The sequence below is a fragment of the Streptomyces inhibens genome, assembly GCF_022221585.1.
GTDB lineage: Bacteria > Actinomycetota > Actinomycetes > Streptomycetales > Streptomycetaceae > Streptomyces > Streptomyces inhibens.
The window spans coordinates 2140540-2165738 of sequence record NZ_CP084681.1 but is presented as its reverse complement, the minus strand read 5'-3'; the positions used below and the strand labels follow the sequence as shown (position 1 = coordinate 2165738).

The following is a 25199-nucleotide window of genomic DNA, read 5'->3' as shown; positions in this document are numbered from 1 at the left end:
CAGCCTGCCAGACCGTCCCCCACTGCCAAAAGGGCGTGGGAGGTACCCCCACCACTGGGTAGGGGAGAGATCGCGACAGAGCGGACACGAGGCGGACAGGGGTTGGAGTGCCGACGGCACCAGCCCTTAGAGTGGCCCGACACCGCAACCAGCAGGTCAGCGGCGTGTTGTCCGGATACCAACCACCCTGCCCCGATTGCGGATCGGGTCCGGGGGCCAGCGGCGCAAGGGGGAGCGCGGGTGAGCACCGACGCCGATTTCACCGACGCGCGACACATCCCACCCATACCCCCGCGGCCGCCCCGGCAGCCCGCGCCGATGACACCGCAGCCGGACGAGGATCCGCGGACCGCCGTGCTGCGCCGGGTACCCGCCGAGCCGTCGGTTCCGCCGCAGGGCACCCCGGCCGCCCCCTCCCCGCACCCCGCCGTCCCGCCGCGCCCCGCCGCGCCGCCGCCCGCACCGCCCCGTACGCCGCCGCCCGCCGCCGGTGCACAGCCGCCACCCCGCCCGGACCGCGCGCCCGGCCGCCCGGTCCCCACCGAGCCGACGGCCCCCGCCCCGCCGCCGCCCCCGGCCGGCCGCCCCGCCTCCTTCCGCGACACCGCCGCCTTCCACCTGGCCAACAGCCAGGAGCTGTGGAACGGCGCCCCCGAGCGCGCCGCCGGCAGCGGAGCGAGCACCCCGCCCTCCGCCCGCAAACCGGCCTCCGCCACCCCGTCGGCGGCGCCCGGCAGCGAGCCGCCCATGCCCGGCGCCGTACGTCCGCAGCAGCCGCCCTGGCCCCGAACTCCCCTCCCGCACCAGGGAGTCGGGCCCACCGCCGGCATGCCCGCCGCACCCCGGCCCTCGGCCGGCCGCCGCCCGGGCGCCCGGCTGCTCGGTGGCGTGGCCTGCCTCGTCCTCGGCATCGGCCTCATCGGCGGTGCCGCGGTCGGGAGTTGGCTCACCGACGACTCCGCCGACGCCACACCCACCGCCGAGGCCGCCTTCGCCAAGGGCCACGACGTCTGGCACAACACCCCCGTCGACACCCTCTTCCCGCGCACCGTCAACGGCCTGGGCGTCGGCCCCGGCGGCGCCGACCGGACCTGGACCCGCATCGCCGTCGCCCCCGACAGCGGCTGCACCGACGCCTACGACCCCAAGCTCGCCCAGGCGTTCGCCACAGCGGGCTGCACCCGGCTGCTGCGCGCCACGTACGTCGATGCCACCCGCAGCAGCGTCATCACGGTCGGCGCCCAGACCACCAAGGCCGACCCGGCCGGAATGATGGCCCTCAACACCCGCTTCAGCACCAAGAGCCTGGGCACCCGCACCGACCTCCTGCCGCTGCCGTACGCCGCCAAGGGCACCCCGGCCGCCGGCTTCGGCCGCGCCCAGCGGGCCAGTTGGACCGTCCGGGTGCTCACCGACATCCCGGTCATCGTCTACGCCGTCTCCGGGTTCGCCGACGGCCGCGCCATCAGCGAGCCGCAGCCCGCCGAGGCCGCCACCCGGCCCGGTGCCACCACCGCCCCGGCCGAGTCCGGCCTGGGCCACGACGCGAAGGACCTCGCCGACCGCGTCGAGGCGGCCTTCCGCAAGGCGTCCGGCAGCCCCACCCAGACAACGGAGACAGCGCCATGAGGACGACCGTGCTGCGCGGCACCGCCATCGCGCTGGCCTCCGCCGCGCTCGCCGTACTGCCCGCCGTGCCCGCACAGGCCGACGCCATCCGCGCCCAGCAGTGGGGCCTGGAAGCCATCCACGCCCAGCAGGCCTGGCGCACCACCAAGGGCGAGGGCATCACCGTCGCCGTCCTGGACACCGGCGTGGACGCCAACAACCCCGACCTGACGGGCCAGGTCCTGCCCGAGAAGGACCTGGTCGGCTTCGGCGCCGGTCCCGGCGACCCGTCCTGGGCCCAGCACGGCACCGGTATGGCCAGCGTCATCGCGGGCCACGGCCATGGCGCGGGCCGCGACGACGGAGTGCTCGGAGTCGCCCCGGCCGTCAAGATCCTGCCGGTCCGGGTGATCCTCGAGGACAACGACCCGCAGCGCCAGCGGGCCCGTACCGAGAAGGCCGGCGCCCTGGCGGACGGCATCCGCTGGGCCGCCGACCACGGCGCCGACGTGATCAATATGTCGCTGGGCGACGACAGCGAGTCCGCGCACCCCGAGCCGCGCGAGGACGCCGCCATCCAGTACGCCCTCGGCAAGGGCATCCCCGTCGTCGCCTCCGCGGGCAACGGCGGCCTGAAGGGCGACCACGTCTCCTATCCCGCCGCCTACCCGGGCGTCCTCGCCGTCACCGCCATCACCCACCCGGGAAACCGCGCCGGCTTCTCCACCCGCCACTGGTACGCCACGGTCAGCGCGCCCGGCGAAGGCATCGCCATGGCCAACCCCGACAACACCTACTACCTGGGCTGGGGCACCAGCCCCGCCGCCGCCTTCGTCTCCGGCGCCGTCGCCCTGATCCGCTCCGCGCACCGCGACCTCAGCCCGGACCAGATCCGCCGGCTGCTCACCTCCACCGCGCAGGACACCCCCGAGGGCGGCCGCAACGACGACTACGGCGCCGGCCTGGTCGACCCCGCCGCCGCCATCAAGGCCGCCGCCGACCTGAAGCCCACTCCCCAGAAGCCGTCCTCCGCCGCCTACGCCCACCGCTACTTCGGCCCCGGCCCCACCACGGACGACACCGACGCCACCACCACCGGTTGGCTCCCCTGGACCGCCGGCGCCGCGGGCCTCGTCCTCATCGCGGCCGCCCTCGTCATCTGGCGCCGCCGCTCCTCCTGAGGCGCCCGAAGCCACGCGCGGCGGAAGCCGGGAAAACCCGAGCCGATACGCTCAGGTCCGTGCAGAAGAACATCCCGGACCCCGGTTTCTCCGACGACGACGGCTCCGCCGACCCCGCCCTCGCCGCGGCCCTGGCGGCCTACGACCGGGACCGCGGTGCCGAGCCGCAGCTCCTGTCGGCGCTGGCGGGCGCCCGCGTCCTCGTGCCCGTCGTGGCTGTACTCGGCGAGGTCGAGACGGGTCCGGACGGCCTCCGCCGTGAGAAGACCAGCGATATGGCCGTCCCCACCCTCCAGGCCCCGGACGGCCGCCGCGCCCTCCCCGCCTTCACGTCCATGGAGACCCTGCAGCGCTGGCGCCCGGACGCCCGCCCCGTGGCGGTCCCGCTCCGGCAGGCGCTGCTGGCCGCCTCCCACGAGCAGGCCGACACCGTCGTCGTCGACCTGGCAGGACCGGTCACCTATCAGCTCACCGGCCCCGCCCTGCGCGCCCTCGCCGAGGGCCGCGAGAGCGCCGACCCGCTCGCCGACCCGGCCGTCACCGACGCCCTGCGCGCCCTGCTCGCCGCCGAGCCCGCCGTCCTCCTGGCCCGCCTCGCCCCGTCCGACGAAACCGACGCCACCCTCGCGCTCGGTCTCGCCGCCGGTGCCCCGACCGCCGAGGTCGCCCAGCGACTCGCGCAGGCACTGGCCGCCGACGAGGTCCTGCGCGCCCGCCTCGTCCGCGGCCTGGACCTGGCCCTTCTGCCCCCCGGCGCCACGACGGCCGGAGAACCGCTCTACCGGCGTTGACACACCACCCCGGGGGCCCGGCACCCCCGGCCGGGCTCCCGACCGTCAACGGGCGCGTTGCTCTCCCCGGCCGCACAATGCGAGGAGAGCTCAAGATCCACGCGAGGAGAGCCCCCATGGAGAAAACGGAGACCAGCACGATCCTGACCCGCACGGTCGTATCCGAATTCCTCGGCACGCTGCTCCTGGTGTTCTTCGCCGTCGGCTCGGCTGTGCTGGCGGGCGAATACATCGGCACCTTCGGCATCGCCCTGGCCTTCGGCTTCACCATGCTGGCGCTTGCCTACGCCCTCGGCCCGATCTCCGGCTGCCACATCAACCCCGCGGTCACGCTGGGCATGCTGCTGGCCCGCCGCATCACGCTGCGTACCGCCACGGAGTACTGGATCGCCCAGGTGGTCGGCGCCATCGTCGGCGCGGCGCTGCTCTTCCTGGTCGCCAAGCAGGTCCCCGGGCTGCAGACCCATGGGACCTTCGGCACGAACGGCTGGGGCGACCGCTCGGCGGTGCACATCAACCTCGGCGGTGCGTTCGTCGCCGAGATGGTGATGACCTTCCTGTTCGTCTTCGTGGTGCTGGCGGTCACCCACAAGGTGGCCGTGATCGGCTTCGACGGTCTGCCGATCGGTCTGGCGCTGGCCACCGTCCACCTCATCGGCCTCCCGCTGGACGGCACCTCGGTGAACCCCGCCCGGTCCATCGGCCCGGCCCTGTTCGCGGGCGGCGCGGCCATCACCCAGCTGTGGCTGTTCATCATCGCGCCACTGATCGGCGGCGTGATCGCGGCCGTGGTGCACCAGATCACCCATCCGCCGCACGAGCCGGCCGTCATCGCCGACGAGATGTTCCCCCGCGAACCGGAGCCCGAAGAGCGGGCCTGAGCGGCCGACCGTTCCCCGGACGACGACGAGCCCCGGCCGAGGCGGCCGGGGCTCGTCGCTGTACAGGTCCGGGCTCTCGGCGGTCCGTCCGCCGGCCCGTTCAGCCGTAGACCGGCCCGGTGAACTTCTCCCCGGGCCCCTGCCCCGGCTCGTCCGCCACGACCGACGCCTCGCGGAACGCCAGCTGCAGCGACTTCAGCCCGTCCCGCAGCGGCGCCGCGTGGTACGAGCCGATCTCGGTGGCGCTCGCGGTGACCAGCCCGGCCAGCGCCTGGATCAGCTTGCGCGCCTCGTCGAGGTCCTTGTGCGCCGCGCCGTCCTCGGCGAGCCCGAGGTTGACCGCCGCCGAGCTCATCAGATGCACCGCGACCGTCGTGATCACCTCGACCGCCGGCACCTCCGCGATGTCACGGGTCATGGCGTCGAAGTCGGGGCTCGACGGGGCTGCCGCGTCCGGGGCGTCGGGCCGCTGCGGGGTCTGGTCGCTCATGTCTTAGGACTTCTTCCTGCTGAGGGGATCGGCTCCAGCCTATGGCCCGTGCCCGCGGACCCCGCGTCCGGGAGCGTCATCCTGGACGCGGCGCGCCTCCGTGGCGGCACAAGAGTGGGTGCCTCCCCTTGACTCGTGTATTCTGGTGTTCCGACCGGCCGGACACGCATGTGACCGGCCCACAAGTGGAGGCTCCGATCTCCCACCCGACCGACCTCAGGGTTGGCGGGTCAACGGTCCGGCTGCGCCCCGCGGAGACATTCGTGGTGGTGCTCCTGATCCATTCACGGAGCCCCGCCTGTGTCCCGTCCGGGGCATTTTTCATGTACCGGCGCGGTTGGTCACACCGAAACAGACGTTACGCGGCAGTCCGCCAGGCCGTCGCGTGGTGCTACCGAGGAGGATCCATCAGCGCCGAGCCCCGCATCAACGACCGGATTCGCGTCCCTGAGGTGCGACTCGTCGGTCCCAGTGGCGAGCAGGTCGGCATTGTGCCGCTTGCCAAGGCCCTGGAGCTTGCGCAGGAGTACGACCTCGACCTGGTCGAGGTGGCGGCGAACGCCCGTCCGCCGGTCTGCAAGCTCATGGACTACGGAAAGTTCAAGTACGAGTCGGCCATGAAGGCCCGTGAGGCGCGCAAGAACCAGGCGCACACGGTCATCAAGGAGATGAAGCTCCGGCCGAAGATCGACCCGCACGACTATGACACCAAGAAGGGTCACGTCGTCCGGTTCCTCAAGCAGGGTGACAAGGTCAAGATCACGATCATGTTCCGTGGTCGCGAGCAGTCCCGCCCCGAGCTGGGCTTCCGGCTGCTGCAGCGGCTCGCGTCCGACGTGGAGGACCTCGGCTTCATCGAGTCGAATCCGAAGCAGGACGGCCGAAACATGATCATGGTTCTCGGTCCGCACAAGAAGAAGACCGAGGCGATGGCCGAGGCCCGTGAGGCGCAGGCCGCTCGCAAGGCGGAGCGCCAGGGTGGAGTTCCCGCGGACCAGTCCGTGGAGGAGCCCACCGAGGAGCCCACCGAGGAGCACGCCCAGGCGTGATCCCCGAGGCGTGAGCCCCGGATTCCATCCGGGGCACCTCGCCCCGGACAGCAACCGATACATCTGACGCTCCCGCTTGCCGGTCCGTGCCTGCGGGAGCGCCACTGACGAGGAGAGAACGGCGCATGCCGAAGAACAAGACGCACAGCGGTGCCAGCAAGCGCTTCAAGATCACCGGCTCCGGCAAGGTGCTGCGTGAGCGCGCCGGCAAGCGCCACCTGCTCGAGCACAAGTCGTCCCGCGTGACGCGTCGCCTCACCGGCAACGCCGAGATGGCCCCGGGCGACGCCGCGAAGATCAAGAAGCTTCTCGGCAAGTGAGCTGCCGCGCCCCACTGACTGGAGGGGGCGCGCTACTCGGACCGGGACCCAATCGATTCGGGTCGTGTGACGACAACCACGGCCCCGCTACAAGGAGTTAACAAGTGGCACGCGTCAAGCGGGCAGTCAACGCCCACAAGAAGCGCCGGGCGATCCTCGAGCAGGCCAGCGGCTACCGTGGCCAGCGCTCCCGCCTGTACCGCAAGGCGAAGGAGCAGGTCACCCACTCCCTCGTCTACAACTACAACGACCGCAAGAAGCGCAAGGGCGACTTCCGTCAGCTGTGGATCCAGCGCATCAACGCCGCTGCCCGCGCCAACGGCATGACGTACAACCGCTTCATCCAGGGTCTGAAGGCCGCCAACATCGAGGTGGACCGCAAGATCCTGGCCGACCTCGCGGTCAACGACGCCAACGCGTTCGCCGCGCTCGTCGAGGCCTCGCAGAAGGCGCTTCCGAGCGACGTCAACGCCCCGAAGGCTGCCTGAACTTCAGCCTGACGACGTTGTGACGCGGACCCGCAGGCCCCGGCCTGCGGGTCCGCCGCTTTTCCGGACCGGGCCAGGGTCCTCCACGCACCGAACAACAGAAGCGAGCCGCCGCCCATGGGCACCCCCGAGCTGATCTCCCCGCGTTCCCCGCGCGTCACCGCCGCCCGGCGGCTGGCCCGCCGCGCCTTCCGCGGCAAGGAGCGCCGGTTCATCGCCGAGGGCCCGCAGGCCGTCCGGGAGGCCATCGCACACCGCACGGGCGGCGCGCCCACGCTCATCGAGCTGTTCGCCACCGTCGAGGCCGCCGAGCGGCACTCCGAGATCGTCGAGGCGGCCCACGCGGCCGGCGTGCGGGTCCACTTCGCCGACGACAGGACCGTCGCCGACATCTCCCAGACCGTCACCCCGCAGGGTCTGCTCGGCGTCTGCCACTTCCTCGACTCGCCGTTCGAGGAGATCCTCGCCGCCCGCCCGCAGTTGATCGCGGTGCTCGCCAACGTCCGCGACCCCGGCAACGCCGGCACGGTGCTGCGCTGCGCGGACGCCGCGGGCGCCGACGCCGTCGTGCTCACGGACGCCTCCGTGGACCTCTACAACCCCAAGTCCGTACGGGCCTCGGTCGGTTCGCTCTTCCACCTGCCGGTCGCGGTCGGCGTACCGGTCGAGCGGGTGGTGGGCGGACTCCAGGGCGCCGGGGTACGGATCCTCGCCGCGGACGGCGCGGGCGACCGCGACCTGGACGCCGAGCTGGACGCCGGCTCCATGGGCGGACCCACCGCCTGGGTGTTCGGCAACGAGGCCTGGGGGCTGCCGGAGGAGACCCGGGCGCTGGCGGACGCCGTGGTGCGGGTCCCCATCCACGGCAAGGCCGAGAGCCTCAACCTCGCGACGGCCGCCGCGGTCTGCCTCTACGCCTCGGCCCGCGCCCAGCGCAGCCCCGGCGGATGCCGCGCGGTGTCACCCGCCTGAGGGTCGTACCCCCGATCTTCCCGGCGCATCCGACGGGAGCTAGTAGTCTTGCGTGCCCGGGGGCCCGGAAGGGGGTAACGGGGATGAGTGTGAGGACTTCCGGCATCACAGTCACTACTGACAGCTGCCCGTCCGGCGGACCGGTGCGCCCGCCGTCGCCCGCCGCCGGGGAACCGGCCGCCCTGGGGACCGGCCTCGGGCTCGACCCCGACGATCTGCCCGACGGCCTGGTCGTCGCCGACGAGACCGGCCGGGTGGTCTGCTTCAACGCCGCGGCCGCCCGGATCACCGATATCGCCCCCCAGGACGCGCTCGGCCGTCCCCTCGAACACGCCCTGCCGCTGCAGGACATCGAGGGCCGCCGCTGGTGGCGGCTCACCGACCCCTACGGGGGGCTCGCCATCCGCCGCGGCCAGCCCGAGCGCAATCTGCTGCTCGGCGGCCGCGAGGTGCTGGTCTCCGCCCGCTACGTCCGCAGCCGGCCGACCGGGCCCGTACAACAGCTGGTCATCGCGCTGCGCGGCACCGAGGCCCGGCGCCGTACGGAGCTGAGCCACGCCGAGCTGATCGCCACCGTCGCCCATGAACTGCGCTCGCCGCTGACCTCCGTCAAGGGGTTCACCGCCACCCTCCTCCAAAAGTGGGAACGCTTCACCGACGACCAGAAGCGGCTGATGCTGGAGACGGTGGACGCCGACGCCAACCGCGTCACCCGCCTGATCGCCGAGCTGCTGGACATCTCCCGGATCGACTCCGGGCGGCTGGAGGTGCGCCGGCAGCGGGTCGACATGATCGCCGCGGTGCGCCGGCACGTCCAGGCGCAGACCACCGCCGGCCAGCGGCCGGACCGCTTCTTGATCCGGATGCTGGAACCACTGCCCGATCTGTGGGCGGACCCGGACAAGGTCGATCAGGTGTTGGGCAATCTGCTGGAAAATGCGGTGCGGCACGGCGAAGGAACCGTCACCATCGAGGTCGGACCGGCATCGGATACGACCAACGCGGAGGGGACGAGCGTCACCGTGAGCGACGAGGGCCCCGGCATCCCCGAGGAATCGATGAGCCGCGTCTTCACCCGCTTCTGGCGGGGCAGCAAGCGCGGCGGCACCGGTCTGGGCCTCTACATCGTCAAGGGCATCGTCGAGGCCCACGGCGGGGCGATCACGGTCGGCCGGGCGCCGGCCGGCGGCGCACAGTTCCGATTTAGCCTGCCCGTCGCGGCCCCGGCCTTCATGGCTTGAGGGGAAGCGGCGGGCGCCCCGCCCCAGGGGCTCGGGCCGGCCGCCTGCGGCCCTCCCCTTAGACTTGACCTTTGGCACCTTTGGCGCACAGGCATCGCGGGCACAGCGCGGGCTCGGCATCCGACCTTTGTGATCGAAGAGCCGAGGCGACGCGAGCCAAGCCAAGCCAGTCCACCGGAAGCACGGGAAGAGATGTCCGCACCCAATAAGTCGTACGACCCTGTCGAGGTCGAAGCCCTGAAACCGGAAGAGATCGCCGCCCGGCTGGACGAGGCGCTGGCCGCCATCGCTGCCGCGGCCGATCTTGAGGCGTTGCGTGAGGTGAAGGTCGCGCACGCCGGCGACCGCTCACCGCTCGCCCTCGCCAACCGTGAGATCGGCGCCCTGCCGCCGCACGCCAAGGCGGAGGCCGGCAAGCGCGTCGGCCAGGCCCGCGGCCGTGTGAACCAGGCGCTCAAGGCCCGCCAGGAGGAGCTGGAGGCGGAGCGCGACGCCCGCGTACTGGTCGAGGAGGCGGTGGATGTCACGCTGCCCCACGACCGGGTGCCGGCCGGCGCCCGCCACCCGCTCAGCACGTTCATGGAGCGGGTCGCCGACGTCTTCGTCGCGATGGGCTACGAGGTGGCCGAGGGCCCCGAGGTCGAGGCGGAGTGGTTCAACTTCGACGCCCTCAACTTTGTGCCCGACCACCCGGCGCGCCAGATGCAGGACACCTTCTTCGTGCAGGGTGGGGGCACCTCCCGGACGGAGTCTGGGGGAGGCACCGAGGGCGATGAGTCCGGCGTCGTGCTGCGCACCCACACCTCGCCGGTCCAGGCCCGTACGCTCGTCGACCGCGAGCCGCCGGTCTACATCGTCTGCCCGGGGCGGGTCTACCGCACCGACGAGCTGGACGCCACGCACTCCCCGGTCTTCCACCAGATCGAGCTGCTCGCCGTCGACGAGGGCCTGACCATGGCCGACCTCAAGGGCACCCTCGACCACATGGTCCGGGCGCTGTTCGGGCCGGACATGAAGACCCGGCTGCGGCCGAACTACTTCCCGTTCACCGAGCCGTCCGCCGAGATGGACATGGTCTGCTACGTCTGCCGTGGCGAGTCCGTGGGCAACCCCGACCGCCCCTGCCGTACCTGCTCCAGCGAGGGCTGGATCGAGCTGGGCGGCTGCGGAATGGTCAACCCCAAGGTGCTCATCGCCTGTGGCGTCGACCCCGAGAAGTACAGCGGCTTCGCCTTCGGGTTCGGCATCGACCGGATGCTGATGTTCCGGCACAACGTGGAAGACATGCGCGACATGTTCGAAGGCGACGTCCGGTTCACCCGGCCGTTCGGGATGGAGATCTGATGCGGGTCCCGCTTTCTTGGCTGCGGGAGTACGTCGACCTGCCGGCGACGGAGTCCGGCCGTGACGTACAGGCCAAGCTCATTGCCGTCGGCCTGGAGGTCGAGACCGTCGAGCGACTCGGCGACGGCCTCAAGGGCCCGCTGGTCGTCGGCCAGGTGCTGACCATCGAGGAGCTGGAGGGCTTCAAGAAGCCCATCCGCTTCTGCACGGTGGACGTCGGCCAGGCCAACGGCACCGGCGAGCCGCAGGAGATCGTCTGCGGTGCGCGCAACTTCTCCGTCGGCGACAAGGTCGTGGTCGTTCTCCCCGGCGCCGTGCTGCCCGGCGACTTCAAGATCGCCGCGCGCAAGACGTACGGCAAGACCTCGCACGGCATGATCTGCTCCGGCGACGAGCTGGGCATGGGCGACGACGGCACGCACGGCATCATCGTGCTGCCGCCCGAGTACGAGGTGGGCACCGACGCCATCGAGCTGCTGGAGCTCGTCGACGAGGTGCTGGACATCGCCGTCACGCCGGACCGCGGCTACTGCCTGTCGATGCGCGGTGTCGCCCGCGAGACCGCCATCGCCTACGGCCTGCCGCTGCGTGACCCGGCGCTGCTGGACGTGCCGCCGCCGAACTCCTCCGGTTATCCGGTCCAGGTCTCCGACCCCTTCGGCTGCGACCGCTTCACCGCCCGTACGGTCACCGGCCTGGAGCCCGAGGCGCGCTCCCCGCTCTGGCTGCAGCGCCGGCTGCAGAAGGCCGGGATGCGCCCGGTCTCGCTGGCCGTCGACGTCACCAACTACGTGATGCTGGAGCTCGGCCAGCCGCTGCACGCCTACGACCGCACCAGCGTGGACGGCCCGATCGGCGTCCGCCGCGCGACCCCCGGCGAGCAGCTGACCACCCTGGACGGCGTCAAGCGGGTGCTGGACGCCGAGGACCTGGTCATCACCGACAACCGCGGCCCGATCGGCCTCGCGGGCGTCATGGGCGGTGCCAACACCGAGATCGCGGCGCCGGTCGCCGACCCCGAGACCGGCCGGCTGCACGGCACCAGCGATGTCGTGATCGAGGCCGCGCACTTCGACGCGCTCGCCATCGCCCGTACGGCTCGCCGGCACAAGCTGTCCTCGGAGGCCGCCAAGCGCTTCGAGCGCGGTGTGGACCCGGAGGCCGCGTCCGCGGCGGCGCAGCGGACCGTCGACCTGCTGGTGCTGCTGGCCGGCGGCAGGGCCGAGGAGGGCGTCACCGAGGTCGTCTCGCCCCGCGGGCCGCGTACGATCACCCTCCCCGCCAACCACCCGGACAAGGTCGCCGGTGTCGACTACGGCCGGGAGACCGTCGTCCGCCGCCTCCAGCAGGTCGGCTGCGATGTCTACGGCCAGGACGAGCTGGTCGTGACCGTGCCGTCCTGGCGGCCGGACCTCAGCGAGCCCAACGACCTGGCCGAAGAGGTCATCCGGCTGGAGGGCTACGAGAACCTGCCCTCCACCCTCCCGAAGCCGCCGGCCGGCCGTGGGCTGACCGAGCGTCAGCGGATGCACCGCAGGGTCGGCCGGGCGCTGGCCGGCGCGGGCTATGTCGAGACGCTGAACTACCCCTTCACCGGCTCGGCCGTCCTCGACCAGCTCGGCATCGAGCCGGACGACCCGCGGCGCGCGGCGGTCACCCTCGTCAACCCGCTGTCCGACGAGGAGCCCGACCTCCGTACGACCCTGATCCCGGGTCTGCTGAACGCGCTGCGCCGCAACTACGGCCGCGGCACGCACGATCTGGCGCTCTTCGAGACCGGTCCGGTCTTCCGGGCGACCGGTGACGAGAAGCCGGCCAGCCGGCTGGTCGTCGACCGCCGGCCGACCGACGACGAGATCGCCTCGCTGGATGCCTCGCTGCCGCAGCAGCCGCGGCGTGCCGCCGTGGTGCTCGCCGGAGGCCGTGAGCAGGCCGGCTGGTGGGGCGGCGGACGCCCCGCGATCTGGGCGGACGCGGTCGAGGCGGGCCGTACGGTCGCGCGGGAGGCGGGTGTCGAGCTGATCGTCCGTCAGGACCAGCACGCGCCGTTCCACCCGGGCCGGTGCGCGGCGCTGCTCGCTCTTGTCGACGGCGAGGAGATCCTCGTCGGCAACGCCGGTGAGCTGCACCCGCGGGTCATCAAGACGCTCGCGCTGCCGGAGCGTACGTGCGCGATGGAGATCGACCTGGACCGCCTTGAGCAGGCCGCCGGCGGTCCGCTGCGCGCGCCGAAGATCTCGGTCTTCCCGGTCGCGACCCAGGACGTCGCGCTGGTGGTCGACGAGACGGTCCCGGCGGCGGACGTCGAGGCGGCGCTGCGTGACGGCGCGGGTGAACTCCTGGAGTCGCTGCGGCTGTTCGACATCTTCACCGGTGAGCAGCTCGGCGCCGGCAAGAAGTCGCTGGCGTACGCGCTGCGCTTCCGTGCCGCCGACCGCACGCTGACCGCGGAAGAGGCCTCGACGGCCCGTGACGCGGCGGTTGCGGCGGCCGTGGAGCGGACCGGAGCGGTGCTGCGCGGCTGAGCGGGCAGCATGTGTGCCTGAGGGGCGAGGGCGTGGACGGTGCGAGCCGGCCGCGCCCTCGCTCTTTTTTGCGATGCGGTGGGCTCTCGGCGTCCTGCATGGGGGCTCTGTTGCGCCTGGGAGGGACGAAGGGCTCCACTAGACGATCGGATCCCTACACCATCACCCCATCGGGTGGTTATCTACTTATCGTCGCCGGACGGGCACATAACGTCGCGAGAATCGACGAGGTCGATGCGGCCCGCTGACCGCGGCAGGGGGCCGGACCGACGCCTCAACGCCTGACTGGGGACCACCGGCTAGGGGGACCATCGGCATGATCCGAACCTGGGCGAGGGGCGGAGCGCGCGCCGGGGCGGCCTGGGCCCGGCGGGCTGTCGTCTTCGTCCTGCCCGGCCTCTGGGTGCTCGGCGTGGTGACCTGGGAGCTGTGCCACCCGACCAGTGGCCAGCTGCTGCAACTCCTCGCCGCGGCGCCGGCCATCGCCTGCGCGGGCACCGGCCGCCGTCAGTGCGTGCTGCTCGGCGGGGTGTGCGCGCTGCTCGCGCTCGTACCGTTCGGCGGGGCGGAGCCCGGAGCCGGGCCGGGCATACGCGTGATGACCTGCGGCGCGATTCTCGCGGTGGTCTGCGCCAGCTATCTGACGGCCGGGCGGCGGCTGCGGTTGGTGCGGGAGCTGGAGCGTACGCGCGAGGTCGCCGTGGCCGCGCAGCGGGTGCTGCTGCGGCCGCTGCCGCCGCGGATCGACGGGGTGGTGCTGGCGGCCGACCACCTCTCCGCGAGCGAGGGCGCCGTGGTCGGCGGGGATCTGTACGAGGTCGTGGGGACCCGGCACGGCGTACGGGCGGTGATCGGGGATGTGCGCGGGCACGGCCTGGAGGCCATAGGCACGGTCGCGGCGATGCTCGGCAGCTTCCGTGAGGTGGTGCACGACGAGCCCGAACTGGACGGTGTGCTGCGCCGGTTGGAGCGCTCGCACCAGCGGCATCTGTACGAGCGGGTGCGCATCGAGCAGCCGGCGGGCGGCGGTGCGGAGCCGGTGAGCACGCTCGCGGAGGAGTTTGTGACGCTGCTGCTGGTGCAGGTCGCGCGGGACGGCTCGATCACGGCGCTGAACTGCGGGCATCCATGGCCGTATCGGATCGACTGCGGGGCGGCCGTCCCGGTGGTGGCGGTCGCTCCGGCCGAGCCGATGCCGCCGTTGGGGCTGTTCCCGCTGCCCGAGAAGCTGACCGCGGTGCGGTGCGGGCGGCTGGCGCCCGGTGAGGGGCTGTTTCTGCACACCGACGGGGCGGTTGATGCGCGGGATGCGGCGGGGGAGTTCTTTCCGCTGACCCAGGAGCTGCACAACAGCGTGGCGGCGGCCGCCGCGCCGGGCGGCCCCTCGCCGTCCACGGTGGTGGGGGAGGTGCGGGAGGCCCTGTTACGGCATGCGGGCGGCCGGCTGACGGATGACGTGGCGCTGGTGATGCTCTGCAACGACCGGGTGCAGGTGCCGGCCCGGTCGGCCGGGTCCGCTATCGTCCGCCTCCCGCGGTGATCTCCTTGCCGTTCAGTGCCGGGAAGGTGACGCCGGTCAGCTCCTCGGACGCCGTCCACAGGCGCTTGGCGCTTTCCGGGTCGGCGGCCGCGGCCGACCTGCCGACCATCGTCGGTCCGCCGCGCATCTCGCCGAGCCCGTCGGGGCCGAGGTAGCTGGCGCCGGGCAGGTCCTGGGTGGCGGCGTAGAGCGTGGGGAGCGCGCCGGCCTTGTTGTCCTGCGCGATGAAGCGGTTGCCCACCTGCATCAGCGCGCGCCGCAGCGCGCTGGCGTCGGCGCCCTGGAGATTGGTGGCGGCCCAGCCGGGGTGTGCGGCAAGGGCGCGTACGGGGGATCCCGCCGCGGTGAGACGGCGCTGCAGTTCCAGGGTGAACAGCAGATTGGCCAGCTTGGACTGGCTGTAGGCGGCGACGGGGCTGTACTCGCCGGTGAGATTCAGGTTGTCGAAGTGCATCCGGGCGCCGGGCAGCTTGTGGGCCCCGGAGGCCACCGTGACCACGCGGTCGGTGAGGTGCGGCAGCAGCAGGTTGGTCAGCGCGAAGTGGCCGAGATGGTTGGTGCCGAACTGCTTCTCGAAGCCGTCCTTGGTCCGGGACTCCGGGACGTTCATGACCCCGGCGTTGTTGATCAGCAGGTCGAGGGTGCCCTGCCAGGCGGCGGCGAACTCGCGCACGGAGGCGAGGTCGGCCAGGTCGAGGCGGCGGACCTCGACGCTGCCCCTGGCGCCCCGCACGGTGGCGGCGGCGGCCTCACCGCGCTCGATGTCCCGTACGGCGAGTACGACATGGGCACCCGCCCGTGCGAGCGCGTCGGCGGTGGCGATGCCGAGTCCGCTGTTGGCGCCGGTCACCACGGCGGTGCGGCCGGTCTGGTCGGGGAGGTCGGTGGCGTTCCACTTGGGTGTCTTGGTCATGGCTCCAATGTAGGCAACGCCAACAATGCTGTCAATGCCAACAATGTAGCCAGTGAATACATGGGCGATAGGATGAGGGACATGCAGACTCGCCGTTACCACCATGGAGACCTTCGCGCCGCGCTGCTGACCCGCGCCGAGCAGACGCTCCGCGAGAAGGGTCCGGGTGCACTGTCCCTGCGGGAACTGGCCCGTGATCTCGGCGTCAGCCACGCCGCGCCCAGCCGGCACTTCAAGGACAAGCAGGCGCTGCTGGACGCGCTGGCGCTGGCCGGGTTCGACCGCCTGAACGAGGCCCTGACCGCGTCCCGGGCGGCAGCGGGCACGTCATTCGCCCACCGGCTCGGCGCGCTCGCCCGCGCCTACGTGGACTTCGCCCTCGCCAACGCGGCACTGCTCGACCTCATGTACGCGGTCAAGCACGACCCGGAGGCGTCCGAGGCGCTGATCGCGGCCGCCCAGCGGCTCGGGGCGATCACCATGGGACTGGTCGCGGACGGGCAGCGCAGCGGCGATGTGCGCGACGGACCGGTCGAACGCATCGGGATACCGGTGTTCACCACCCTGCACGGCTTCGCCGGCTTCGCCATGAGCCGCGTGCTCTCCGCCGAGGAGGTCGAGTCCGGCCTCGACGATGTGATCGCGTACATGCTGCGGGGGTGCGCGGCGTAGCGACCGGCCCGGAGTGCGGGCCGTGGCCGTGGTCGGCTCTCCCGGGGTTCTTCACACCCCGTGTGAAGCGGGGTTCACTACGCTCAACTGGCGGAGTATTCACGTCGACATGGCCATGGGCTGATGGCCCGCGGGTGGGCCCGGTTCATCGGGAGGCCGGTATGGAGCCCAATACCCTGCTGGACGCGATTCTCGACGAGGCCGGCATCTCGCATGCCGGCCTCGCCGCGCGTATCAACCAGCTCGGGCGGTGTCGTGGACTGGCGCTGCGGTACGAACACACCGCAGTGGCCCGGTGGTTGAAGGGTCAGCGGCCGCGTGGGCAGGTGCCGGATCTGATCTGCGAGATCCTCGGCGAGCGGCTGCACCGGCCGGTCGGGCTTGACGACATCGGGCTGAGCGGGCCGGGGCTGCGGCGGGAAGCCGATACTCCGCTGTCCGGGTTCGTGGAACGGGCCACCGCGCTGTGGCGGTCCGACGAGCAGCAGCGGCCGCACCTCCTCGACGCGCCGGCGCTCACCGGTACGTCGGCCGTCATGCCCGTATGGGAGTGGGAGAACCCGCCCGAGGATTTCGATGTGTCGCGGGACGGGCTGACCCGGGTCGGCATGGCCGATATCGAGATGCTGCGCGCCGCGCGGTCGCACTACGAGCAGATGTACCGGAAGGCGGGTGGTATCGCGACCAGAGCACGCATCGTGGGATTCCTCAACTCCGAGGCGGCGCCGCTGCTGCGGGGCAGCTACAGCGATGCGACGGGCCGTCAGCTGCACCGGGCGACCGGTGGGCTGGTCGCCGTCGCCGGTATCTGCGCGTACGACTCGGACGCTCTCGGGCTGGCCCAGCGCTACCTTCATCAGGCACTGCGGCTGGCCAAGGCCAGCGGGGACCGCGGCCTCGGCGCGTATGTCATCGCGCTGCTGGTCAATCAGTCCCTCTTCGTACGGGAATACCGCCAGGCGGTCGCCTTCGCGGAGGCGGCGCTGCGGGCCGCGGGTCCGCAGATCACCCCGGCGCTCTCCGCGGACCTCTACGCGATGCAGGCCAAGTCCTACGCCCGGCTCGGCGACGGCGCCAGCGCGCTGTCGTGCATCCGGCGCGCGGAGGCGGCCGCGGAGCGCATCCGGCCCGGACTGGAGCCTGCCGAGACGGGCTATGTGCAGCCCGGCCTGGTGAACGTACAAGTGGCGGAGGCGCTGCTCAGCCTCGGTGACCTGCGGGCCGCACGGGAGCAGGCGGACGCCGCCGTCGACACCCCCGCACACGACCGCGGCCGGGTCCACCGGCTGGCCATGCTCACCCATATCGAGCTGCGCCAAGGCGATGCGGACCGGGCCGTGGCCAACGCCGCGCAGATGACCGAGCAGGCTCGGGGCATGGAGTCGCAACGGCTGCGGGACCGGCTGCGGGCGGTGCGCGAGCATCTGGCGGAGACCGGGAGCTCCGCGACGGACGAGGCTGCCGATCTCATCGACGAGGTGCTGCGCGTTCCGCTGTGACCGGGCTCGTGTCACCTTGCCGGCTCATCAGCGGAAGGTGGCAGTTACGTGCGTTGGAACAATCTCAGCGAAAAGCCCGTCTATGCGAATCCGTGGTTCCGGGTCAATCTGGCCGATGTGGAACTGCCCGACGGTCGCCATCTGGACCACTATCTGATCCGGATGCGGCCGGTCGCCGTGGCCACAGTGGTCAATGAGGCCAATGAGGTGCTGTTGCTCTGGCGGCACCGGTTCATCACCGACACCTGGGGGTGGGAGCTGGCCGCCGGTGTCGTCGAGGACGGCGAGGACATCGCGGCCGCTGCCGCCCGCGAGATGGAGGAGGAGACCGGGTGGCGTCCCGGGCCCCTCCGGCATCTCCTGTCGGTGGAGCCGTCCAACGGCCTCACCGATGCGCGGCATCACATCTACTGGTCCGAGGGGGGCGAGTACGTCGGCCCGCCCCAGGACGGCTTCGAGTCCGAGCGCCGGGAGTGGGTGGCGTTGAAGCTGGTGCCCGACATGGTGGCGCGAGGGGAGGTGCCGGCCGCCAATATGGCCGCCGCCTTGCTGATGCTGCATCACATCCGGCTGGGCTGACCGGTGCCGGCCGGTGACGTCGGCCGGGCGTCATCGGCCCATGGCCTGCCACAGTGCGACCACCAACGCCGCGAGCCCCGTGAGTGCGGCGAGGGACGGCAGTGGCCAGCGGGCGCTCTCCAACCGTGTGACGCGGGCCTGCAGTTCGTCCGCGTCACGCTCGTACTGCTCGGAGCGCTGGGCGAGCAGCGCGAGTTGGCCGTCGACCCGGGCGGTGCGTACGTCGAGGAGACGCCTCAGCTCCGCTAAGTCGGCGGTTACCAGGTCGGGTTCGGGGTGGGCGGTCACGGTCCGCTCCTCATTCCTTCTGTCAGCGACTTCGTTGTCCGTACGGGCAACAGTCAACTGCGCTGCGGCGAAGGGCGGGAGCGTGTGCGGTGGGTATATGCGGGTCTGCGGTTCACACCCCGTGCGAAGTGACGGGGGGTGACGGGGCGCGGGCATTCGCACGGGGTGTGAAGCGCACACCCCGGACGGGGCGGTTCACACGCTCCCGCCCGTGCTCGCACAAGGGTTGACTGGGAATCGCCACGGGGGCCGAAGCCGGCGGACGGGCGCCCGCCGGCCCGGGGTCCGCCCGCCGGTGTTCCCCCGAGCGGCGGGCGGACCGTCCTCCGGCTCAGTACGAGTAGAAGCCCGAACCGGACTTACGGCCCAGCCGGCCCGCGTCGACCATCCGCTGGAGCAGCGGGGGAGCGGCGTACAGCGGCTCCTTGTACTCGTGGTACATCGACTCGGCGACCGAGGCCACGGTGTCCAGGCCGATCAGGTCGGACAGCTTGAGCGGGCCCATCGGGTGGGCGCAGCCCAGCTCCATGCCGTTGTCGATGTCCTCGCGGCTGGCGATGCCCGACTCGAACATCCGGATCGCGGAGAGCAGATACGGGATCAGCAGGGCGTTGACGACGAAGCCCGAGCGGTCCTGGGCACGGATCGCATGCTTGCCCAGCACGTCATGCACCAGCGCCTCGGCGCGCTTGATGGTCTCCTCGCCGGTGGTCAGGGCCGGGATCAGCTCGACGAGCTTCTGTACCGGCGCCGGGTTGAAGAAGTGGATGCCGATGACCTGGTCCGGACGGGAGGTCGCGACGGCGAGCTTCACCAGCGGGATGGAGGAGGTGTTGGAGGCCAAGATGGCGTCCGGGCGAGTGATCACCTGGTCGAGGACCTGGAAGATCTCGGTCTTGACCTGCTCGTTCTCCACGACGGCCTCGATGACGAGATCGCGGTCGGCGAACTCCCCGAGGTCGGTGGTGAAGCTGAGCCGGCCGAGTGTCGCGTCGCGCTCCGCGGCAGTGATCTTGCCGCGTTCGGCGGCCTTGCCGAGGGAGTTGGTCAAGCGGGTGCGACCCAGTTCCAGGGCCTCGCCGGTGGTCTCGGCGACCATGACGTCGAGCCCGGCGCGGGCGCAGACCTCGGCGATGCCTGCGCCCATCTGGCCGCAGCCGACCACTCCGACGCGTGCAATGTCGGTGAAAGTGTCCGTCACCTCGTGCCTTTCGCTGATCTTCAGGACCGGCGGTACGCCGTAAGGGTCCGACGCCCGCCTCGCCCCGACGTTACTCCGCGCGGTGCTGTGCTACGGGCCGCGGGGCGGGCATTCTGAGCCCTCAGGACAGGATGAAACGGACAACTGGGGACTTTTGATGAGACGGATCACACGGCGAGGGTTTGCGGTGGGCGCGCTCGGCGCGGCCTCCTCGCTGCTCACCACGGGTGCCGCGGCGCCCTCGGGCCGCGCGCCACGGCGCGAGATGCGCGGCATGTGGCTGGCGACGGTCGCCAACCTGGACTGGCCCTCCAGCGCGAAGCGCACGCCCGCCGAGCAACAGCGCGAACTGCGCGCCCACTTCGACACCGCCGTCGCCCGCAAGCTCAACACGGTGTTCTTCCAGGTGCGGCCCACCGCGGACGCTCTGTGGCCCTCTCCGTACGAGCCGTGGGCCCAGTACCTGACCGGACAGCAGGGCCGCGATCCGGGCTGGGACCCGCTCGGCTTCGCGGTACGCGAGGCGCACCGGCGCGATCTCGAGCTGCACGCCTGGTTCAACCCGTACCGGGTCGCCAACCACACCGATCCCGGCCGGCTGGCCCCCGACCACCCCGCCCGCCGGCACCCCCGCTGGGTCCTCCCGTACGGCGGCAAGCTCTACTACAACCCCGGGCTGCCGGAGGTCCGCCGCTTCGTCCAGGACGCGATGCTCGACGCGGTGCAGCGCTACCCCGTCGACGGGGTGCACTTCGACGACTACTTCTATCCGTATCCGGTCGCCGGTCAGCACTTCGACGATGACGCGGCGTACCAGGAGTACGGCGACCCCTCCCAGAGCCGGGCCGCCTGGCGGCGGGACAACATCGACCGGCTGATCTACGAGATGGCGCAGCGGCTCGAGGCGGGCGGGCAGAAGTCCGGGCGCCGGGTGCGGTTCGGTGTCAGCCCGTTCGCGGTCTGGCGCAACCACACCACCGACCAGCAGGGTTCCCGCACCCAGGCCGGGGTGGAGACCTACGACGACCTCTACGCGGACACCCGCCGCTGGGTCCGCGAGGGCTGGCTCGACTACATCGTGCCGCAGGTCTACTGGCCCATCGGGTCCAAGGCAGCCGACTACGCCGAACTGGTGCCCTGGTGGGCGCGGACCGTCCAAGGCACCGGCGTGGACCTCTACATCGGTGAGGCCCTCTACAAGGCGGGCGATGCGGAGCCGGCCGCCTGGAAGGATCCGGCCGAACTCTCCCGCCATCTCACCTTCGCCCGCGAATACCCGCAGGTCGGCGGCCATGTCTACTTCTCGGCGAAGGAGGTGGCCAAGGACCGGGCGGGCGCCATGGCGCGGGTCGTACGTGATCACTACGGCAGCATGGCGCGGCCATAGGGGCGGTCCGCGCGGACGTGGCAACCGTCCGCGCGGCCGTGGTGGCGATCCGCCTACGGGATCGCGTTATCGGCCGGAGCCGGGGTCGATGTCGGTGGCCTTTCCGTGCTGGACAACCGAGTCGGGGCCGGGAGACATGATCGCCTCATGCCCGTCCTCGGCACGGACACGGTAAGGCGGATCGCCGTTCGCGCCCAGTACCTCGATGATCTCGACGACCCGGTCGTGGTGCCCGACGGTCCTGCCGTGCACCACCAGCCGGTCGCCCCTGCTCGCATGCATCAGGGGTCCTCCCCGCTTCGGGGCGGCCGCCTGACCGGTACGGCCGACGATGCGACGGCCGAGCGGTTGAACGGCCAACGATTTCAACGGTTTACGGGCCTGGTTCGGCCCGGACGGCGCTACCTGCCATCGCGGCAAGTTTACGTCCGGAGGCGGCGGCCGCACCCGGGAGACGTGACGGGATGTGGATTCGGCCGGGCGGTGGGGGCCGTCGCCGCGGGCGTACGGCCCCTTGCGCCCCGGTCGGTCACCCCCGCGCCCGTTGGGTGACCGCGATGCACGCCAGGACCGCCAGCGCCGCGGCGGGAGCGGCCGGCGGCAGCCGCTCACCCAGGAGAAGTACCGACCACAGCAACGTCAGCAGCGGCTGGGCCAGCTGCAGCTGACTCGCCTTGGAGATGCCGATCATGGCCATCCCGCGGTACCAGACGACCATCCCGAGGAAGTTCGAGCCGGCCGCCAGCCACAGCAGCCCGCCGACCGCGTGCGCCGTGAGGTGCAACGGCTCGGTGGACAGCGCGATCGCCGCCCCTGTCACCGTCACCGGAAGCGCCAGCACCAGGGCCCAGCCGACCACGTGCCAGCCCGGCATGTGGCGGGCCAGCCGGCCGCCCTCGGTGTAGCCGGCCGCGCACACCAGTAGCGCCGCGAACAGGAACAGATCGCCGCGGCCCGGTGCCCCACCGCTCTGCTGCACCGCGAAGCCGATGACCACTGCGGCGCCGATCAGCGAGGCGACCCAGAACGTACGGGAGGGCCGGGCGCCGGTCCGTACGGCCGAGAAGGCGGCGGTGGTCAGCGGCAGCAGGCCGACCACGACGGCCGCATGCGAGGTGGTGGAGGTCTGCAGGGCGAGGGTGGTGAGGACAGGGAAGCCGAGGAAGGCGCCGCCCGCGACGATCGCGAAACCCGCCCAGTGGCGCCGCTCCGGAACCCGTACCCGGAAGACGGCGAGCGCACCGCCGATCAGCACGGTGGCCAGCACGCTGCGCAGCATCACCACCGTCCAGGGCCCCATGCCCTCCAGCGCCCAGGCGGTCCCGGGGAAGGTGAGGGAGAAGGAGGCGACACCGAGGGCGGCGAGCAGGGCGCCGCGGCTCACCAGGGGGCCGCGGGTGGTGGCGGCCTTCGGGGCGCTGTCGCCGGCGGCGGTCGGGGCGCTGACCGCTATCGCGACTTGGGTGGTAGCGCTATCGTTAGCTCTCATGCATGAGCGTAGCAGTGGCGCCGAACTGGCCACGATCCTCCGCGCGGAGCTGAACCGCTACTCTCCCGGTGAGAAGCTGCCATCGAGTCGTGTCCTCGTGGAGCGGCACCGGGTCAGCCCGGTGACCGTCTCCCGGGCCCTCGCCGAGCTGGCCGCGGAGGGGCTGGTCGTCACCCGCCCCGGCGCCGGGGCCTTCCGGGCCGAGCCGCGCGGCGAGGCGTCCCGGCCGGTCGACACCTCCTGGCAGGAGATCGCGCTGAGCGCGGAACCGGCCGGCGACCAGGTGCCGCGCAGCGTCGACGCCTCGGGCGTACTGGCCACCCTGGCCAGGCCGGCCCCCGGCGTCATCGAACTCAACGGCGGCTATCTGCATCCCGATCTGCAGCCCGAGCGTGCCCTCTCCGCCGCACTGGCGCGGGCCGGGCGCCGGCCGGGTGCCTGGGTGCGGCCGCCGGTCGAGGGTGTGCCGGAGCTGCGGGCGTGGTTCGCGCGGGAGATCGGCGGCCCCGGTGGCGCACTCGCCGCCAGCGACGTACTGATCACCGCGGGCGGCCAGAGCGCGCTGACCGCCGCGCTGCGCGCCGTCGCCCCGCCCGGTGCCCCGGTCCTCGTCGAGTCCCCGACCTACCCGGGCATGCTGGCCGCCGCCCGCGCCTCCGGGCTGCGGCCGGTGCCCGTACCGACGGATGCGGACGGTGTCCGTACGGATCTCCTCGCCGACGCCTTCCGTGCCAGCGGCGCGCGGCTCTTCGTCTGCCAGCCGCTGTTCGCGAACCCGACCGGCGCGGTGCTCGCCCGGGAGCGGCGGCGCGAGGTGCTGCGGGTGGCCCGCGCGGCCGGGGCGTTCGTGATCGAGGACGACTTCGCGCGGCTGCTGGGCCACGACGACGCGCCCCCACTCCCGCCGACGCTGATCGCGGAGGACCAGGACGGCACGGTCGTCCACGTCCGCTCGCTCACCAAGGCCACCTCGCCCAACCTGCGGGTCGGCGCCCTGGCCGCCCGCGGCCCGGTGCTCGACCGGCTGCGCGCCATCCAGGTCGTCGACAGCTTCTTCGTGCCGGCACCGCTCCAGGAAGCCGCCCTGGAACTCGTCGGATCGCCCGGTTGGACGCGCCATCTGCGGCTGATCGCCGGTGAGTTGACCACCCGCCGCAATGCGCTGATCGCCGCCCTGCACGGTCAGCTGCCCGCGTTCGTGGAACGGGGACCGGGGTACGGCGCGGCGTACGGCGGTGATCCGGCGCGCGGCGGCGGCCGGTACGTCCCGCCCGGCGGCTACCAACTCTGGCTGCGGCTGCCGGACGGCACCGACGAGGCGGCGCTGGCCGGCGCGGCGCTGCGGGCCGGCGTCGCGGTCGCGGCCGGCCGCCCCTCCTTCGCCGCCGAGCCGCCGGCCGCGCATTTCCGGCTGAGCTTCGCCGCCGCGGCCGGCACCGGCGACATCGCGGAAGGCATCCGCAGGCTCCGTACGGCCTGCACGGAACTGGCGGTCCCGGTGGACTGACCAGGCGCCCGTCCCCCTGCGGGTCCGGCCTATCGGTTCGACGCCGCCCCCACCCGTCTGCCAACCTCCGGGCATGACCGAACACGCCCTCGACGGCTACGAGATCTCCACCGACCCGGCGCGCCTGGACGCCGACCTGGTCCACCGCTGGCTGTCCACCGACGCCTACTGGGCCCTGGACCGCCCCCGGGAACTGCATGACCGCGCCGTCGCGGGCTCGCTCAACTTCGGCCTGTACGAGTCCGGTTCCGGCCGCCAGGCCGCATACGCCCGGCTCGTCACCGACCACGCCACCTTCGCCTGGCTCTGCGATGTCTATGTCTGCCGCGACGACCGCGGCAAGGGGCTGGGCACGGCCCTGATCGAGGCCATCGCCGATCACATGGCGCCCAGCGGGCTGAGCCGGCTGACGCTCGCCACCAAGGACGCCCACGGTGTGTACGAGAAGGTCGGCTTCCGCAGCCTGGTGTCCCCGGAACAGTGGATGACGCTCGGGCTGATCGACCCGGGTCCTGTCGATATCTGATCAACCGGGGTCGTCCGGCCGGTGCTGCTCTTACCATCGGCGAATGAGCGTTCGACTCAAACTGCTCGCCGCGGCCCGCAGCTCCTCGCTGCTGGAGACGCGGTTCGACGACGACCGCCCGCTTGACGCCGCCGGATGGTACGAGGCCGAGCGGGCGGCCCCTGTCCTGTGCCGGCTGGCCGCCGCGGAACTGCGCTACTGCTCGCCGTCCGCGCGCTGCCGGGAAACCGGCGAGGCGCTCGGACTGCGCCCGCTCGCCCAGCCGGCGCTCCGCGACTGCGACATGGGCCGCTGGCGCGGCCGCACGCTGGGCGAGGTGACCGCCGCCGAGCCGCGCGCGGTGGAGGCCTGGCTCGCCGACCCGCGCTCCGCCCCTCACGGCGGGGAATCGCTGCTGGCCTTCATCACCCGCGTCGGCGGCTGGCTGGACACCCGGCCGGCCGAGGACGCCGACGGGCTCCTCGCGGTCGCCGAGCCCGGCGTCGTCCGCGCCGCCCTGGTCTACGTGCTCCAGGCACCGCCGCACGCGTACTGGCGGATCGATGTCCAGCCGCTGTCGGTGACCACGCTCACCGGCCGCTCCGGCAAGTGGGACCTCCAGCTGGAGGCGTGAGCCCGGACCACCCGGAAGGCTCATCCCGGCCACTCCGCTGTACGGGGCACACGCAATCGCGTGACCTGCGGGAAAGGCGCGCGGACGGGCCCGGT

The 25199-nt window shown here is 72.3% G+C and carries 25 protein-coding genes; 19 read left to right on the top strand and 6 right to left on the bottom strand.

Features of this window, described 5'->3' with window-relative positions:
- Nucleotides 1–240 precede the first annotated feature (240 nt).
- The 4 genes from KI385_RS10105 to KI385_RS10090 all read left to right on the top strand — a co-directional run bounded on the left by KI385_RS10105 (nucleotide 241) and on the right by KI385_RS10090 (nucleotide 4461).
- The gene (locus tag KI385_RS10105; protein WP_238571857.1) at nucleotides 241–1629 is read left to right on the top strand and encodes a hypothetical protein; all 1389 of its coding nucleotides are present in this window, start codon (nucleotides 241–243) and stop codon (nucleotides 1627–1629) included.
- Entirely contained in the window at nucleotides 1626–2789 is a 1164-nt protein-coding gene (mycP, locus tag KI385_RS10100; protein ID WP_238571856.1) for a type VII secretion-associated serine protease mycosin, read from the top strand. The genes KI385_RS10105 and mycP overlap by 4 nt, the downstream gene beginning before the upstream one ends.
- 59 nt (nucleotides 2790–2848) lie before the next feature.
- Entirely contained in the window at nucleotides 2849–3580 is a 732-nt protein-coding gene (locus KI385_RS10095; RefSeq protein ID WP_238571855.1) for an SseB family protein, read from the top strand.
- A 116-nt stretch (nucleotides 3581–3696) separates the two neighbouring features.
- Nucleotides 3697–4461 (top strand): MIP family channel protein, encoded by a 765-nt coding sequence (locus tag KI385_RS10090; protein WP_238571854.1) that lies wholly within the window; start codon nucleotides 3697–3699, stop codon nucleotides 4459–4461.
- A 100-nt stretch (nucleotides 4462–4561) separates the two neighbouring features.
- Here KI385_RS10090 and KI385_RS10085 read toward each other — a convergent pair whose 3' ends face one another.
- Nucleotides 4562–4951 (bottom strand): DUF1844 domain-containing protein, encoded by a 390-nt coding sequence (locus KI385_RS10085; RefSeq protein ID WP_238571853.1) that lies wholly within the window; start codon nucleotides 4949–4951, stop codon nucleotides 4562–4564.
- 323 nt (nucleotides 4952–5274) lie between these two features.
- Here KI385_RS10085 and infC point away from each other — a divergent pair, with 323 nt between their 5' ends.
- From infC to KI385_RS10045, 8 genes are all read left to right on the top strand, one after another.
- Nucleotides 5275–6000, top strand: coding sequence for a translation initiation factor IF-3 (infC, locus tag KI385_RS10080; RefSeq protein ID WP_238571852.1), 726 nt, complete (start codon nucleotides 5275–5277; stop codon nucleotides 5998–6000).
- Nucleotides 6001–6125: 125 nt separating this feature from the next.
- A complete protein-coding gene (gene rpmI, locus KI385_RS10075; protein ID WP_006607578.1) occupies nucleotides 6126–6320 on the top strand; it encodes a 50S ribosomal protein L35 in 195 nt (64 codons plus the stop codon).
- A gap of 104 nt (nucleotides 6321–6424) precedes the next feature.
- On the top strand, nucleotides 6425–6808 hold the full coding sequence (gene rplT, locus KI385_RS10070) for a 50S ribosomal protein L20 (RefSeq protein WP_018087732.1): 384 nt from the start codon (nucleotides 6425–6427) through the stop codon (nucleotides 6806–6808).
- 117 nt (nucleotides 6809–6925) lie between these two features.
- Complete coding sequence (locus tag KI385_RS10065) at nucleotides 6926–7780, top strand: TrmH family RNA methyltransferase (RefSeq protein WP_238571851.1); 855 nt, start codon at nucleotides 6926–6928, stop codon at nucleotides 7778–7780.
- A gap of 83 nt (nucleotides 7781–7863) precedes the next feature.
- A complete protein-coding gene (locus KI385_RS10060; protein ID WP_128510007.1) occupies nucleotides 7864–9021 on the top strand; it encodes a sensor histidine kinase in 1158 nt (385 codons plus the stop codon).
- Between the two features lie 192 nt (nucleotides 9022–9213).
- Nucleotides 9214–10365, top strand: coding sequence for a phenylalanine--tRNA ligase subunit alpha (pheS, locus tag KI385_RS10055; protein ID WP_238571850.1), 1152 nt, complete (start codon nucleotides 9214–9216; stop codon nucleotides 10363–10365).
- Entirely contained in the window at nucleotides 10365–12890 is a 2526-nt protein-coding gene (gene pheT / locus KI385_RS10050; RefSeq protein ID WP_238571849.1) for a phenylalanine--tRNA ligase subunit beta, read from the top strand. The genes pheS and pheT overlap by 1 nt, the downstream gene beginning before the upstream one ends.
- 316 nt (nucleotides 12891–13206) lie before the next feature.
- Complete coding sequence (locus KI385_RS10045; protein ID WP_238571848.1) at nucleotides 13207–14430, top strand: PP2C family protein-serine/threonine phosphatase; 1224 nt, start codon at nucleotides 13207–13209, stop codon at nucleotides 14428–14430.
- On the opposite strand, the gene KI385_RS10040 is transcribed toward KI385_RS10045, so the two are convergent.
- Nucleotides 14408–15343: an oxidoreductase gene (locus KI385_RS10040; protein ID WP_238571847.1), complete on the bottom strand. Its 936-nt coding sequence runs from the start codon at nucleotides 15341–15343 to the stop codon at nucleotides 14408–14410. The two genes, KI385_RS10045 and KI385_RS10040, sit on opposite strands and share 23 nt — an antisense overlap.
- Before the next feature lie 81 nt (nucleotides 15344–15424).
- Here KI385_RS10040 and KI385_RS10035 point away from each other — a divergent pair, with 81 nt between their 5' ends.
- From KI385_RS10035 to KI385_RS10025, 3 genes are all read left to right on the top strand, one after another.
- On the top strand, nucleotides 15425–16015 hold the full coding sequence (locus KI385_RS10035; RefSeq protein ID WP_238571846.1) for a TetR/AcrR family transcriptional regulator: 591 nt from the start codon (nucleotides 15425–15427) through the stop codon (nucleotides 16013–16015).
- A gap of 161 nt (nucleotides 16016–16176) precedes the next feature.
- Nucleotides 16177–17514, top strand: a complete 1338-nt coding sequence (locus tag KI385_RS10030) for an NsdA family TPR-like regulatory protein (protein WP_238571845.1) — start codon at nucleotides 16177–16179, stop codon at nucleotides 17512–17514.
- 48 nt (nucleotides 17515–17562) lie between these two features.
- On the top strand, nucleotides 17563–18093 hold the full coding sequence (locus KI385_RS10025; protein WP_238571844.1) for an NUDIX domain-containing protein: 531 nt from the start codon (nucleotides 17563–17565) through the stop codon (nucleotides 18091–18093).
- A 30-nt stretch (nucleotides 18094–18123) separates the two neighbouring features.
- Here KI385_RS10025 and KI385_RS10020 read toward each other — a convergent pair whose 3' ends face one another.
- Both KI385_RS10020 and KI385_RS10015 read right to left on the bottom strand, forming a co-directional pair.
- Nucleotides 18124–18381: a hypothetical protein gene (locus KI385_RS10020; protein WP_238571843.1), complete on the bottom strand. Its 258-nt coding sequence runs from the start codon at nucleotides 18379–18381 to the stop codon at nucleotides 18124–18126.
- Nucleotides 18382–18712: 331 nt separating this feature from the next.
- Nucleotides 18713–19582 (bottom strand): 3-hydroxybutyryl-CoA dehydrogenase, encoded by an 870-nt coding sequence (locus KI385_RS10015; RefSeq protein WP_281066829.1) that lies wholly within the window; start codon nucleotides 19580–19582, stop codon nucleotides 18713–18715.
- A 157-nt stretch (nucleotides 19583–19739) separates the two neighbouring features.
- Here KI385_RS10015 and KI385_RS10010 point away from each other — a divergent pair, with 157 nt between their 5' ends.
- Complete coding sequence (locus KI385_RS10010; RefSeq protein WP_238571842.1) at nucleotides 19740–20969, top strand: glycoside hydrolase family 10-like protein; 1230 nt, start codon at nucleotides 19740–19742, stop codon at nucleotides 20967–20969.
- 66 nt (nucleotides 20970–21035) lie between these two features.
- Here the strand turns inward: KI385_RS10010 and KI385_RS10005 are convergent, their stop codons facing one another.
- Nucleotides 21036–21251 (bottom strand): DUF1918 domain-containing protein, encoded by a 216-nt coding sequence (locus KI385_RS10005; protein ID WP_238571841.1) that lies wholly within the window; start codon nucleotides 21249–21251, stop codon nucleotides 21036–21038.
- Nucleotides 21252–21498: 247 nt separating this feature from the next.
- Nucleotides 21499–22458 (bottom strand): DMT family transporter, encoded by a 960-nt coding sequence (locus tag KI385_RS10000; protein ID WP_238571840.1) that lies wholly within the window; start codon nucleotides 22456–22458, stop codon nucleotides 21499–21501.
- Here KI385_RS10000 and KI385_RS09995 point away from each other — a divergent pair.
- From KI385_RS09995 to KI385_RS09985, 3 genes are all read left to right on the top strand, one after another.
- A complete protein-coding gene (locus KI385_RS09995) occupies nucleotides 22457–23965 on the top strand; it encodes an aminotransferase-like domain-containing protein (RefSeq protein ID WP_238571839.1) in 1509 nt (502 codons plus the stop codon). The genes KI385_RS10000 and KI385_RS09995 overlap by 2 nt on opposite strands.
- A 73-nt stretch (nucleotides 23966–24038) precedes the next feature.
- Complete coding sequence (locus KI385_RS09990; RefSeq protein ID WP_238571838.1) at nucleotides 24039–24491, top strand: GNAT family N-acetyltransferase; 453 nt, start codon at nucleotides 24039–24041, stop codon at nucleotides 24489–24491.
- A 43-nt stretch (nucleotides 24492–24534) separates the two neighbouring features.
- Entirely contained in the window at nucleotides 24535–25104 is a 570-nt protein-coding gene (locus tag KI385_RS09985; protein ID WP_238571837.1) for a histidine phosphatase family protein, read from the top strand.
- Nucleotides 25105–25199: the final 95 nt, after the last annotated feature.